A 12,644-nucleotide genomic window follows, 5' to 3' on the forward strand; every position below is an offset into this window, starting at 1 on the left:
CGTGAGCGATTTTCATGCGGGCTTTGCGTGCTTCGTCGGTCGGCCCAACGCGGGTAAGTCCACGCTGACGAACGCTCTGGTCGGCACCAAGGTCGCCATCACCAGCAGCAAGCCGCAGACCACGCGGCACACCGTCCGCGGCATCGTGCACCGCCCGGACGCGCAGCTCGTCCTCGTCGACACCCCCGGGCTGCACAAGCCACGCACGCTGCTCGGCGAACGCCTCAACGACCTGGTGCGCACCACCTGGTCCGAGGTCGACGTCGTCGCGCTGTGCGTGCCCGCCGACGAGCCGGTCGGTCGCGGTGACCGGTTCATCGCCGACGAGATCGCCGGTCTCAAGAAGAAGAACGTGCTCGCGATCGTCACGAAGACCGACCTGGTCGACAAGAAGCGCCTGGCCGAGCAGCTGCTCGCGGTCTCCCAGCTCGGGGAGTTCGCCGAGATCGTGCCGGTCTCGGCGAAGGCCGGCGACCAGGTCGACCTGCTCGCCGACCTGCTGGCCAAGTACCTGCCGGAGTCCCCGCCGCTCTACCCCGACGGCGAGCTCACCGACGAGCCCGAGATGGTCATGGTCGCCGAGCTGATCCGCGAGGCCGCGCTGGAGGGTGTACGCGACGAGCTGCCGCACTCGCTGGCGGTCGTCGTCGAGGAGATGGAGCCGCGCGAGGGCCGCGACGACCTGCTCGACGTCCACGCGACCGTGTTCGTCGAGCGGCCGAGTCAGAAGGCGATCGTGCTCGGCGCCGGTGGTGAACGCATCAAGCACGTGGGAAGCACCTCGCGGCGCCAGATCGAGGCGCTGCTCGGCACTCGCGTCTTCCTGGACCTGCGCGTGAAGGTGGCCAAGGACTGGCAGCGCGATCCGCGTCAGCTGCGGCGGTTGGGCTTCTAATTGCCCCTCTACCGGGACATCGGCGTCGTCCTCCGCGTGCAGCAGCTCGGTGAGGCCGACCGCATCATCACGCTGCTCACCCGGCGCCACGGCCGGATCCGGGCGGTCGCGAAGGGCGTCCGCAAGACCAAGAGCCGCATCGGCGGGCGGCTCGAGCCGTTCAGTCACGTCGATCTGCAGCTCTACGAGGGCCGCTCGCTCGACGTCGTCAGCCAGGTGGAGACGCTCGACCCGTTCGGCAAGCACCTCGTCGACGACTACACCCGGTACACGACGGCGAGCGCGATCGCCGAGACCGCCGAGCGCCTGACCGCCGAGGAACGGGAACCGGCGCTGCGTCTGCACCTGCTCACGGTCGGCGCGCTGCGTGCGTTGGCGGCCGGCGAACACGACGCCCCGCTGGTGCTCGACGCCTACCTGCTGCGCGCGATGAGTTACGCCGGCTGGGCTCCCACGCTGATGGAGTGCGCCGTCTGCGGTCTGCGCGGTGCTCACCGTGCGTTCTCGGTGCAGGCCGGCGGATGTGTCTGCGGCAACTGTCGTCCGCCCGGTTCGGCGTCGCCGTCGGTGGAGGCGCTGGAGCTGATGGTGGCGCTGCTCGACGGCGACTGGAACCACGCCGGGCGCACCGAACCGCCCACCCGGCGCGAGGCGAGCGGGTTGGTCGCGGCCCACCTGCAGTGGCATTTGGAGCGGGGCCTACGCTCGTTGCCGCTGGTGGACCGCACGAACGTAGGGGAGAACTCGCGATGATCAAGCGGCGTGGGCCGGTGCGTCCTCCGACCCCCCACGCGAGCGGTGCGCGGCCGCCAGCGATCCCCGCCGACCTGGTGCCGCGTCACGTCGCGTTGATCATGGACGGCAACGGGCGCTGGGCCAAGCAGCGCGGCCTGCCGCGTACGGAGGGTCACAAGCGCGGCGAGGATTCGCTGTTCGACGTCATCGAAGGATGCATCGAGGTCGGGGTCGAGTACCTCTCCGCGTACGCGTTCTCGACCGAGAACTGGAAGCGGTCGCCGGACGAGGTGCGGTTCCTGATGGGGTTCAACCGCGACGTGATCCGTCGCCGGCGCGACCAGTTGCACGCGATGGGCGTGAAGGTCCGCTGGGCCGGGCGTCGTCCGAAGCTGTGGCGGAGCGTGATCGCCGAGCTCGAGGACGCGGAGGAGATGACCCGCGGGAACGACGTGCTGACCCTGCAGTTCTGCGTCAACTACGGCGGGCGGGCCGAGATCGCGGACGCGGCCGCGGCGATCGCGCGTGAGGTGGCCGCCGGGCGGCTGAACCCGGAGAAGGTCAACGAGAAGCTGTTCGCGCGCTACCTCGACGAACCGTCGATTCCGGACGTCGACCTGTTCGTGCGGTCCTCCGGTGAGCAGCGGATCTCGAACTTCCTGCTGTGGCAGTCCGCGTACGCGGAGCTGGTGTTCGACGACACGCTGTTCCCGGACTTCGACCGGCGCAACATCTGGCGGGCCTGCGAGGTCTACGCGTCGCGTGACCGCCGGTACGGCGGCGCGATCCCGAACCCGGTGGCGGTCGAAGACACGCTGGGGCAAGCGAATTAACTGACGTTAGGTGAAAGTGAGTGAACGCTGCGTCACTCTACCGAACGTCGATCCCGCAAGGTCCTATGGATGTCGGGCGGTCTCGCCCGACGGTCGCGGGGTACGCCTCGCCGGGGAGCGTCGGGTGGAGAGCGGTCGGGCACCGGTTCCCGGTCTGGTGCCCGACCGCGCGATCGGCGCCCGGCGGCGGCTACTCCGGACGCCGCTGGTCGCGGTCCGCTCTCCCCGGCGTTCGTTGCGGGCCCTTCGGACGCCGGGTGATGATCCGGGCGCGGCGGCTACGGAAACCCCACCTGAAGCCGCTGCGCCCGGGCGGACCCGCCGACCGCCATGGGCTGAGGGCGATGCAGCTCATGGCGGATCGGCGGTCGCTGGTTTCAGTAAAAATGAATGTCTTATTCATCTATGGGCCTGTGGGTAACCCGTCGTCCAGCCCGACGCGCGGATAGATTCCTGGCGTGGCGCCCACGACTCTCGCGAGCCGCTGGCGGCTCGGCTCGGTCGAGCTCCTCGCGGCGACGCTCATCGCGGTCATCGTGTTCCGTGGTCCGCTCGTCGCGGCCTTCGACAGTCCGGCGGCGCGCACCTGGGCCACGATCTTCGTCTCGATCGTCGTCCAGGCCCTGCCGTTCCTGGTCTTCGGTGTCCTGATCAGCGCCGCGATCGCGGTCTTCGTCCCGGCGTCGTTCTTCGTCCGTGCGCTCCCGCGCCGGGCCGCGCTCGCGGTGCCGGTCGCCGGTGTCGCCGGGGTCGCGCTGCCCGGCTGCGAGTGCGGTTCGGTGCCGATCGCCGGCGGTCTGGTCCGACGTGGGGTCGCTCCGGCGGCGGCGCTGACGTTCCTGCTCTCGGCGCCGGCCGTGAACCCGGTCGTGCTGGTCGCCACCGCGGTCGCCTTCCCGGGGCGTCCCGAGATGGTCGCCGCCCGGTTCGTCGCCTCGGTGCTCACCGCGACGGCCGTGGGCTGGCTCTGGCTGCGGTTCGGCCGCACCGACTGGATCCGGCTACCGCAGCGTCCCGACCTGAGCACGATGCCGAAGTGGACGGCTTTCTGGCTGAGCGTCCGGCACGACGCGATCCACGCCGGCGGCTTCCTCGTCGTCGGCGGGCTCACGGCCGCGTTCCTGAACGTCACGGTGCCGCGCCGGTGGCTCGACGCGCTCGCCGAGCAGCCGGTCCTCGCGGTGCTGGCGCTCGCGCTGCTGGCGGTGCTGCTGTCGATCTGTTCGGAGGCCGACGCGTTCGTCGCCGCGTCGCTGAGCCAGTTCTCGCTCACCGCGCGGCTGGCGTTCCTGGTCGTCGGCCCGATGATCGACGTGAAGCTCTTCGCGATGCAGGCCGGTACGTTCGGCCGCGGGTTCGCGCTGCGCTTCGCCCCGCTGGTGTTCACCACCGCGGTGCTGATCAGCGTCGTCGTCGGGAGCGTGCTGCTGTGCTGAGTGACCGATGAACCGCGAGGCGCAGAGCATCGTCCTGCTGCTGATCGGCGGCGCGCTGCTCCGCCTCACCGTGTTCTCCGACGTCTACCTGCGGTACGTGAAACCGGGGCTGCGGTGGTACCTGGTCGCGGCCGGGGCGGTGCTCGTCGTCGCGGGCGCGATCACGCTCTGGCGCGACCTGTTCGGCGAGGAGCGGCCCCACGCCGGTCCGAAAGTCGCCTGGCTGCTGCTCCTGCCGGTGCTCACGATCTTCCTGATCGGGCCACCGGCGCTCGGTTCCTACGCGGTGGAGAAGCAGGGCGCGGCCGCGGTGCAGCAACCCCGGTCGGACCTGCCCCCGCTGCCGGGCGGCGACCCGGTGCGGCTCTCCGTGCTCGACTACGTCACGCGCGCGCTCTGGGAGGACGGGGCCTCGTTCCGGGGGCGTCAGGTGCGGCTCACCGGGTTCGTCACGGTGGACGACAGTGGCACCGCCTATCTCACGCGCATCGTGCTGAGCTGCTGCGCCGCCGACGGGCGCCCGCTGAAGGTCGCGCTGGCCGGGGTGCCGCCGGCGACGCTCGAACGGGACGTGTGGATCACGGTGGTCGGCGGTTACGACCCCACCCGCCACACCGACCCGGTCAGCAACGAAACCGTGCCGACGATCGCGGTCCGCACCCTCACCCGCATCCCCCCACCCCCCGAGCCCTACGATCGTTAGCTCGTCGCGAGGGTGTCCACCTCGGACTCGTAGAGCAGCGCCGGGTCGAAGCGCGTCGGGATGAACGCGCCCTGGATCGAGGCTGAACACACCGTGCAGCCGCGTCCGGCGTCCGGCGGCCGTGGTCGTCCCGTCCGGGGCGCGGGACCCGGGCACCGGCGTCCCGAACAGCAGCAGGTACCGGTGCGGTTCGGCGATCGCCCACGTCCGGAACGCGCCGAGCACGGCACGCAGACGTTCCTCCGGCGAGCCGCCGGCGGTGCGGGCGGCCGCGCGCTCCAGTGCGTCGCCGATCGCGTCGAAATCGTCGGTGACCAGCGCGGCCCGGTTGGCGAAGTCACCGGCCCCGACACGCTGACGATCGACGACCGGGACCTGCCCCCGCCCGGTACCCGGGACGCGGTGGTACGCGTCGAGGCGGCCGGCGTCATGGCGGCCGAGGTGCGGATGGCGATGGGGCGCTACCCGGGTCAGCCCGCGCTCCCGTTCGTCCCCGGCTACGACCTCGTCGGCACGGTCGTGGAGGCCGGGGTGCCCGCGTCGGGCAGCGCGTCGCGGCGATGACAGGCACCGGCGCCTGGGCCGAGCAGGTGGTCGTACCGGCCCGCCGGCTGGTGCCGGTGCCGGCCGCCCGCGACCCGGCCGACGCGGTCGTGCTGGTGACCAACGGCGTCACGGTGTACCAGTTGCTCCACCGGTCGGCGCGGGTGCGCTCCGGGGAGACCGTGCCCGTCCTCGGCGCCTCCGGCGGGGGACGCTGGCCACGCAGCTCGCCGTCGCGGCCGGCGCCACCGTGCTCGGCACCGCGTCGACCGCCGAACACCACGTCGTGCGGCGGTTCGGGGCGTGGACTACCGCGGGCCCGATCTGCCCGGCCGGATCCGCGCGGTGGCCCGGGCGGTGTGGACGTCGTGCTCGACTCGGTCGGCGGTGACGCCCTGGGCGACATGTGGCGGCTGCTCCGGCCCGGTGGCCGGCTGGTCTGCACCGGGCGGCGGAGGCACTGGACGCGCTCGTCGGTGGCCGGATCACCGGCAAAGCGGTGGTGCTGCCGAACCGGGGCTCAGCCGCGGGCGGCGCACTCGGCGCAGGTACCGAAGATCTCCAGGGTGTGTGACACGTCGGCGAAGCCGTGCTCGGACGCCACCCGGTTGGCCCAGCTCTCGACGGTGGGGCCGGCCACCTCGACGGTGCGGCCGCACACCCGGCAGACCAGGTGGTGGTGGTGCCCGCTGGAGCAGCGCCGGTAGAGGTGCTCGCCGCCCGGCGGGCGCATGACGTCGATCTCCTCGGCGTCGGCGAGGGCCTGGAGGGTGCGGTACACGGTGGTGAGGCCGACGGACTCGCCGCGCCGGCGCAGCAGCTCGTGCAGCTCCTGTGCGCTACGGAACTCTTCGACTTCGCCGAGCAATGCCATGACTGCCGTCCGCTGACGTGTGGTTCGGCCGACACTCGTTTGCATTGGGGCATCCTCTCCGGCCCGCCGGACGGGCTCCCACCCATCCTCTCAGGTCATATGCCATAACCGCGATGTGTCCCCAGCCCTAACCGATCAGGTAGGGGAATGTGCGGAGTGGGCGACGGCGTCACGCACGACGTGCGCCACGTGGGAGTCGGCCAGCGAGTAGGCCACCTCACGGCCGCGCCGGTGCGAGGTGACGACGTCGGCGGCGCGGAGGACACGCAGGTGCTGGGAGACCAGCGGCTGCGGCACGCCGAGCGCGTCGACGAGCTCGTGGACGCAGAGCGCTCCCTGGTCGAGCCGCATCACGATCGCGATGCGCAGCGGCGACGCCAGCGCACGCAGCAACTCCGCCGCCGGCGTGTACCCACCGACCTCGTCCACCGGCGGCTGGGTCGCCCCGGCGGGGCCGGGAAGGGGGGTGAACGTGACGTCCGGCGCGACGCCGTCGGCGGTCATCGGCCCGGGAGGCCCGCGCCGGTGGGCTCGGCCGCGACCGGGTCGGGCAGCGGAGCGGGAGCCGGGAGCGAGGACCGGGAGGCGGCGGAGCGGCGCTGCCAGACCCGGACGGCCGCGGCCACCGCGGTCACGACCACGAACACCAGGACGGCGAGGACGACGATCGACGCACCCGACGGGACGTCCAGGTAGAACGAGCCGACCGCGCCGGTCAACGCGACCGCGACGCTCAGCCCCATCGCACCGGCCATCGTCGCGACGAACCCCCGCGCCACCTGCTGAGCGGTGGCCACCGGGATCACCATCAGCGCGCTCACCAGCAGCACCCCGACGACTCGCATCGCGACGGTGACGGTGACCGCGGCCGAGACCGCGAGCAGGATGTTGAGCAGCCGCACCGGCACGCCCGACACCCGCGCGAACTCCTCGTCGTGGCAGATCGCGAACAGCCACGACCGCAGCCCGACGGTGAACAGCAGCACCGCGACCGCGAGCACGCCCATCACGATCAGATCGGACGGTGCCGTGGTCAGCAGCGAGCCGAACAGGTACCCGAGCAGGTTCACGTTCCCGCCGCTGGGGGCCAGGCTGATCAGCAGCACCCCACCGGCGATACCGCCGTAGAACAGCAGGGACAGCGCCACGTCGCCGGACGCGCCGCCGCGGGAGCGGATCAGCTCCACCGCCACGGCGCCGAGCGCGGCCACGACGACCGCGCTGATCACCGGGGACTGGCCGGTGAGGAAGCCGAGCGCGACACCGGTCAGCGCGATGTGCCCGATGCCGTCACCGACCAGCGACATCCGCCGCTGCACGAGGTAGATGCCCACCGCGGGCGCGGTCAGCCCGACCAGCACCGACGCGATCAGCGCGCGGACCATGAAGTCGTAGTGCAGGATGCTCATCGGTTCACCGCCTTGGCCGGACCGGCGTGGTCGGGAACGCCGTCCCACTCGCCATGTGGGCTCGCCGTCGGGTTGCCGTGGACGTGGTGCCGATCGGTGTCGATCCAGTACCCGCCGACGTGCCCGTCGGCCCACGGCGCACCGTCGTGGGTGATCCGGCCGTGGTCGAGGACGATCGTCCGGGTGATCAGCTCGGCCAGCGGCCCCACTTCGTGCAGGACGACCAGCAGCGTGGTGCCGCGCTCGACCAGCCGCTCGACGGTCTCGGCGAACGCGCGCTGGCTGGCCGCGTCGACCCCGGCGTTCGGCTCGTCGAGCACCAGCAGATCGGGGGAGCCGGCCAGCGCACGCGCGATCAGGACCCGTTGCTGCTGGCCGCCGGAGAGCGTCGAGACCCGCTCGCGGGCGCGCTCGGCGAGCCCCACGGTCTCCAGCGCGTCGGTCACGGCCGCCCGGTCGGCGGCGGACGCGAAGCGCAGGAAACCGCGGCGGGCCAGCCGGCCGCTGGTGACCACCTCGCGCACGGTGGCCGGCACGCCGGTGGCGGCACCGGCCCGCTGCGGCACGTACCCGATGCGCTGCCAGTCGCCGAACCGTGCGGTGGGGGTGCCGAACAGCGAGACGGAGCCGCCGGACAGCGGAACCAGCCCCAGTAGCGTCCGGACCAGCGTCGACTTGCCGGAACCGTTGGAACCGAGCAGGGCGACGACCTCACCGGCGGTGACCGAGAGCGAGACGTCGCGGAGCACCGGACGCTCGCCGAGCACGACCGTGGCGTGCTCGGCGGCGGCTACTGGGGCTGACTCTGTCACTGACACTGCAACGCGCCTCGCAGGGTGGTCAGGTTGGTGCGCATCACGGAGAAGTAGTCGTCGCCGCTGTTCTTCTCGATGCCCTCGATCGGGTCGAGGACCTCGGCCTTCGCGCCCACCTCGGCGGCGAGTGCCTCGGCGATCTTGGGGCTGACGAGCGTCTCGAAGAAGATCACTTTCACCCCGTTCTGCTTCGCGTAGTTCGCCACCTCGGCGAGGCGGGCCGCGGACGGCTCCTCTTCCGGGGTGAGCCCGGTGATCGCCACTTGCGTGAGACCGTACCTCGCAGCGAGGTAACCGAACGCGTTGTGGCTCACGACTATCGTTTTCTCCTGACAGCTCGCCAGGCCCGTCTTGTATTCCTGGTCGAGCGTGCCCAACTTCGTGTCCAGCGCCTTGGCGTTGGCCGTGTATTCCGACGCGTGGTCCGGGTCGATGGCGCCGAGTTTCTTCGCCACCGCGTCCGCGATGCCGGCCAGGCGGGTGGGGTCGAGCCAGACGTGCGGGTCCTTGCCCTTCTCGTCCTCGTGCAGCTCACCCTCCTCCAGCGGCACGTAGCCTTCCTTCAGCGGCTCGACGGTCGCCACGTCGAGCGACTTGTCCTTCGCGCCGCCGTCCACCGCGTCGTCGACGGCGGGCTGGAAGTTGCGCAGGTAGACGACCGCGTCGGCGTCGGTGACCTCGGCCACCTGCTTCGGGCTGAGCTCGAGGTCGTGCGGCTCGGTGCCCGGCTCGACGAGGTTGGTGACCGACACCCGGTCGCCGCCGACCTGCTGCGAGACGTACTGCAACGGATAGAAGGCGGCGACGACGTCGAGCTTGCCGTCCGCGGCGGCAGCGCTGGAGTCGGTGGAGGAGCAGCCGGTTGCCGCCGTAGCGACGCCGACAGCGAGCAGCGCGGTGAGGGCCGCGCGGAGGGGTCCGCTGTACATGACAACGATTCTCATTACTGACGACAACGAATGTCAATCTCGAGGCGGGGGTACTTGCGTTGTTACGTTGAGTGATTGTGCCTCGTTCGGTCAGATCTTGAGGACCGCGAGCAGGAGCAGGACCGCCACCACCGCCGCTCGGACGACCCGCGCCATCGGGGCGGCCGAGTCCCAGGCCAGCCAGGCGAGCCAGCCGACGAGCGCGGCGATCAGCACGATGAAGAGCGCACCGAGGACGCCGGGCAGGAACGCGCCGGCCAGCACGAGCGCCACCACCCCCAGGACGAGCACGAGCCGCGGCAGGCGCAGCAGGAACGTCAGGAGGGTGGTGGAGCGGGATCCCAGCTCGGGCACGGGGGATTGCCTCCTGAGTAGCGTGTGGGGGACATCATCGTGGCATTCGGAGGAGACGCCTTGCTGGTCATCAGCCGGTTCGACGTGCCGGAGACGGACGGGGATGGCTTCCTCGAGCGGGCCAGGGCGGCGCTGGGCGCGTTCGCGGCGCGCCCCGGGTTCGTCCGCGGACGCATCGGACGCTCGGCCGACGTGCCGACGGCCTGGGCGCTGACCACCGAGTGGGAGTCGGTGGGCAGCTTCCGGCGTGCGCTCTCGGACTTCGACGTGAAGGTGCACGCCAGCACGCTGCTGGCCGAGTCGAGCGACGAGCCGAGCGCGTTCGAGCTGATGGGCAGCTGGGACGGCCCGGTGGAGACGGCCGGGCGCACCGACCGGGCCGTCGACGCGGACACCACCCGGGTCGGTGAGCGGCCCGTTACGCGCGGGTAGCAACCTCGGCTATCCGTTCCGGTCGGGGTGAGGCAGGCTGAGGGAGTGCGGAGCGAACGGTCATGACCTGGGTTCCCCCCTCTAGCGGGGGCGGCGGCCGCCAACCATCCGGCGATCCGCCGTATGGCCCGCCTGTCCCCAGCTCGCCCCCGGAGAGCACCACGCCCTACCGGGCACCCGGTCATGGCGCGCCCGGTTACGGCGGTGCCGTGCCCGCGGGGCCCGCTCCCGGCGGTGCGCCTCCTGGCGTCGGGCCGAAGGCGGTTCCGGAGCGGGAGCTGCGACGGGAGCGTGCCCTGCGCGCGCTTCCGCCACCGCCGAGCCCCCCGCCGGGCATGGGTGCGAAACCGGCGTTCGCGCCGCCGGTGCCGCGGCGCAGCCACACCGTGCTGATCGTGTCGCTGGTGGTCGGCGCGGTGCTCCTGGTGTGCGGCGGAGGCGGCGTGACGGTCGTCGGCGGCCTCTTCTACGTCACGTACGACAACGCGCAGAACTCGGCCGTCGACGCGGTCGAGACCTACCTCGGCGACCTGCGTGACGGCCGGTACCAGCAGGCCTACGGCCGCCTGTGCCTGGAGGCCCGCTCCGACCGCAGCCTCGACGAGTTCACCCAGGCCGAGCAGACCGCCGGCCAGGTGGTGTCGTACACGATCGAGGACCGGGTCGGCAACGACCAGGACGGCAACTGGGTGCTGACCGCGCAGGTGTCCCGCCAGGGCAACCCGCCCCGTTCGGAGTTGTTTCCCGTCACGTTCGCCACCGGAAACACGGCCCAGGTCTGCCCCTGATCCGGGTCGATTCGGTATCCACAGGGACGAAATGGGGTGGCGGCGGCCCCGACCCGGCGGGGTAGCCTGGCACGTCACAACCCGCCGAACTGCCAGTCCGGATGGAGAATCCCGGTGTCCGCCGATCGTATGGACGTCATCGTCAACCTGAGTAAGCGACGGGGCTTCGTGTTCCCGTCGAGCGAGATCTACGGAGGTCTCCGGGCGTCCTGGGATTACGGTCCGCTCGGCGTCGAGCTGAAGACCAACGTCAAGCGCCAGTGGTGGAAGACGATGGTGACGGGTCGCGACGACGTCGTCGGCCTCGATTCCTGCGTGATCCTCGCGCCCGAGGTCTGGAAGGCATCCGGGCACGTGGAGACGTTCTCCGACCCGTTGACCGAGTGCCAGAGCTGCCACAAGCGCTTCCGGGCCGACCACCTCGAAGAGGCGTACGAGCACAAGCACGGCAAGCCGCCGGCGAACGGCCTCGCCGACGTCAACTGCCCGAACTGCGGCACGAAGGGCGCGTTCACCGCGCCGCGCCAGTTCTCCGGGCTGCTCAAGACCTACCTCGGCCCGGTCGAGGACGAGACCGGCCTGGCCTACCTGCGCCCGGAGACCGCGCAGGGCATCTTCATCAACTACCGCAACGTCGAGCAGACCGCGCGGAAGAAGCCGCCGTTCGGCATCGCCCAGCAGGGCAAGAGCTTCCGCAACGAGATCACGCCGGGAAACTTCATCTTCCGCACGCGTGAGTTCGAGCAGATGGAGATGGAGTTCTTCGTGGTGCCCGGCTCCGACGAGGAGTGGCACCAGTACTGGATCGACACGCGCCTGCAGTGGTACGTCGACCTGGGCATCAACAAGGAGCGCCTCCGGCTCTACGAGCACCCGAAGGACAAGCTCTCGCACTACTCGAAGCGCACTGTCGACATCGAGTACAAGTTCGAGTTCGCCGGCACCGAGTGGGGTGAGCTCGAGGGCATCGCGAACCGCACCGACTTCGACCTCCAGGCCCACTCGAAGGCCTCCGGCGCCGACCTCTCCTACTTCGACCAGGAGAAGGGCGAGCGCTGGACGCCGTTCGTCATCGAGCCCGCGGCCGGTGTCGACCGCACCGTGCTGACGTTCATGCTCGACGCGTACGCCGAGGACGAGGCGCCGAACGCCAAGGGTGTGCTGGAGAAGCGCACCGTGATGAAGTTCGACCCGCGGCTCGCGCCGGTGAAGGCGGCCGTGCTCCCGCTCTCGCGCAACACCGACCTGTCGCCGAAGGCCCGCGATCTGGCGGCGAAGCTGCGTCAGCACTGGAACGTCGACTTCGACGACGCCGGCGCGATCGGCCGGCGCTACCGCCGCCAGGACGAGATCGGGACGCCGTACTGCATCACCGTCGACTTCGAGACGCTCGAGGACCAGGCCGTGACGATCCGCGAGCGCGATTCGCGGTCGCAGGAGCGGGTCGGTCTCGACGCCGTCGAAGGCTACCTGGCGCAGCGGCTCATCGGCTGCTAGGCAGGTCGGCCAGCTCCGGCTGCTCGGCCAGCGCGATCAGATCGGGGCAGTAGCGAACATCGGGGTAGGGGCACGCCAGCCCCTCCTCGATCAGTTCGAGTTGCCGCGCGGCGACCGCGATCCGGTGCTCCAGCATCGCTTTGCGCCGTTTCAGCAGCACCGCGCGCTCCTCCACGCTGCGAGTGGCGAACAGTTCACGCAGCTCGGCCAGCCCCAGGCCGAGCTCGCGTCCGAACCGGATGAACCGCACCAGCCGGACGTCGAGTTCGCTGTACCGCCGCTGGCCGTGCTCGCGGGCCGGTTCCAGCAGACCGGCGTCCTCCCACTGCCGCAGGAGGTGCGGGCTCACCCCGCAGACCGCGGCGACCTCGCCGATTGACCTCATGTGCACATTAGGGTCC

16 protein-coding genes and 1 pseudogene are annotated in these 12,644 nt (G+C 71.1%); 10 read left to right on the forward strand and 7 right to left on the reverse strand.

Going from position 1 to position 12,644, the window contains the following annotated elements:
• The first annotated feature begins 1 nt into the window (after window position 1).
• From era to ABD437_RS43145, 7 genes and pseudogenes are all read left to right on the forward strand, one after another.
• A complete protein-coding gene (gene era / locus ABD437_RS34295) occupies window positions 2-895 on the forward strand; it encodes a GTPase Era (RefSeq protein WP_344653128.1) in 894 nt (297 codons plus the stop codon).
• Window positions 896-1,648, forward strand: a complete 753-nt coding sequence (recO, locus tag ABD437_RS34300; RefSeq protein WP_344653129.1) for a DNA repair protein RecO — start codon at window positions 896-898, stop codon at window positions 1,646-1,648.
• Window positions 1,645-2,463 carry an isoprenyl transferase gene (locus ABD437_RS34305; RefSeq protein ID WP_344653130.1) on the forward strand — a complete coding sequence of 273 codons (819 nt, stop codon included), beginning with the start codon at window positions 1,645-1,647 and terminating at the stop codon, window positions 2,461-2,463. The genes recO and ABD437_RS34305 overlap by 4 nt, the downstream gene beginning before the upstream one ends.
• Before the next feature lie 458 nt (window positions 2,464-2,921).
• Window positions 2,922-3,899 (forward strand): permease, encoded by a 978-nt coding sequence (locus ABD437_RS34310; protein ID WP_344653131.1) that lies wholly within the window; start codon window positions 2,922-2,924, stop codon window positions 3,897-3,899.
• A 7-nt stretch (window positions 3,900-3,906) separates the two neighbouring features.
• Complete coding sequence (locus ABD437_RS34315) at window positions 3,907-4,602, forward strand: TIGR03943 family putative permease subunit (protein ID WP_344653132.1); 696 nt, start codon at window positions 3,907-3,909, stop codon at window positions 4,600-4,602.
• A gap of 183 nt (window positions 4,603-4,785) precedes the next feature.
• Complete coding sequence (locus ABD437_RS34320; protein ID WP_344653133.1) at window positions 4,786-5,166, forward strand: alcohol dehydrogenase catalytic domain-containing protein; 381 nt, start codon at window positions 4,786-4,788, stop codon at window positions 5,164-5,166.
• A pseudogene (locus tag ABD437_RS43145) lies at window positions 5,163-5,636 on the forward strand (zinc-binding dehydrogenase); the annotation flags it as partial. The gene ABD437_RS34320 and the pseudogene ABD437_RS43145, both read left to right, overlap by 4 nt.
• Before the next feature lie 29 nt (window positions 5,637-5,665).
• Here ABD437_RS43145 and ABD437_RS34325 read toward each other — a convergent pair.
• From ABD437_RS34325 to ABD437_RS34350, 6 genes are all read right to left on the reverse strand, one after another.
• The gene (locus tag ABD437_RS34325) at window positions 5,666-6,064 is read right to left on the reverse strand and encodes a Fur family transcriptional regulator (protein WP_344653134.1); all 399 of its coding nucleotides are present in this window, start codon (window positions 6,062-6,064) and stop codon (window positions 5,666-5,668) included.
• A gap of 90 nt (window positions 6,065-6,154) precedes the next feature.
• Window positions 6,155-6,523 carry an ArsR/SmtB family transcription factor gene (locus ABD437_RS34330; RefSeq protein ID WP_344653135.1) on the reverse strand — a complete coding sequence of 123 codons (369 nt, stop codon included), beginning with the start codon at window positions 6,521-6,523 and terminating at the stop codon, window positions 6,155-6,157.
• Window positions 6,520-7,428, reverse strand: coding sequence for a metal ABC transporter permease (locus ABD437_RS34335; protein ID WP_344653136.1), 909 nt, complete (start codon window positions 7,426-7,428; stop codon window positions 6,520-6,522). Before ABD437_RS34335 ends, ABD437_RS34330 begins: the two co-directional genes overlap by 4 nt.
• Complete coding sequence (locus tag ABD437_RS34340) at window positions 7,425-8,246, reverse strand: metal ABC transporter ATP-binding protein (protein ID WP_425558304.1); 822 nt, start codon at window positions 8,244-8,246, stop codon at window positions 7,425-7,427. Before ABD437_RS34340 ends, ABD437_RS34335 begins: the two co-directional genes overlap by 4 nt.
• A complete protein-coding gene (locus ABD437_RS34345; protein WP_344653137.1) occupies window positions 8,237-9,172 on the reverse strand; it encodes a metal ABC transporter substrate-binding protein in 936 nt (311 codons plus the stop codon). Before ABD437_RS34345 ends, ABD437_RS34340 begins: the two co-directional genes overlap by 10 nt.
• Before the next feature lie 90 nt (window positions 9,173-9,262).
• Complete coding sequence (locus ABD437_RS34350) at window positions 9,263-9,526, reverse strand: DUF6703 family protein (RefSeq protein WP_344653138.1); 264 nt, start codon at window positions 9,524-9,526, stop codon at window positions 9,263-9,265.
• 39 nt (window positions 9,527-9,565) lie between these two features.
• On the opposite strand from ABD437_RS34350, the gene ABD437_RS34355 reads away from it, so the two are divergent.
• The 3 genes from ABD437_RS34355 (at window position 9,566) to ABD437_RS34365 (ending at window position 12,243) form a co-directional block, all read left to right on the forward strand.
• Window positions 9,566-9,958: an antibiotic biosynthesis monooxygenase family protein gene (locus tag ABD437_RS34355; protein WP_344653139.1), complete on the forward strand. Its 393-nt coding sequence runs from the start codon at window positions 9,566-9,568 to the stop codon at window positions 9,956-9,958.
• Window positions 9,959-10,293: 335 nt separating this feature from the next.
• Window positions 10,294-10,746, forward strand: a complete 453-nt coding sequence (locus tag ABD437_RS34360) for a hypothetical protein (protein WP_344653140.1) — start codon at window positions 10,294-10,296, stop codon at window positions 10,744-10,746.
• A gap of 129 nt (window positions 10,747-10,875) precedes the next feature.
• Window positions 10,876-12,243, forward strand: coding sequence for a glycine--tRNA ligase (locus ABD437_RS34365; protein WP_425558307.1), 1,368 nt, complete (start codon window positions 10,876-10,878; stop codon window positions 12,241-12,243).
• Here ABD437_RS34365 and ABD437_RS34370 read toward each other — a convergent pair.
• Window positions 12,230-12,628 (reverse strand): helix-turn-helix domain-containing protein, encoded by a 399-nt coding sequence (locus tag ABD437_RS34370; protein ID WP_344653141.1) that lies wholly within the window; start codon window positions 12,626-12,628, stop codon window positions 12,230-12,232. The genes ABD437_RS34365 and ABD437_RS34370 overlap by 14 nt on opposite strands.
• Window positions 12,629-12,644 lie beyond the last annotated feature (16 nt).

It is taken from the genome of Cryptosporangium japonicum (genome assembly GCF_039524755.1).
GTDB lineage: Bacteria > Actinomycetota > Actinomycetes > Mycobacteriales > Cryptosporangiaceae > Cryptosporangium > Cryptosporangium japonicum.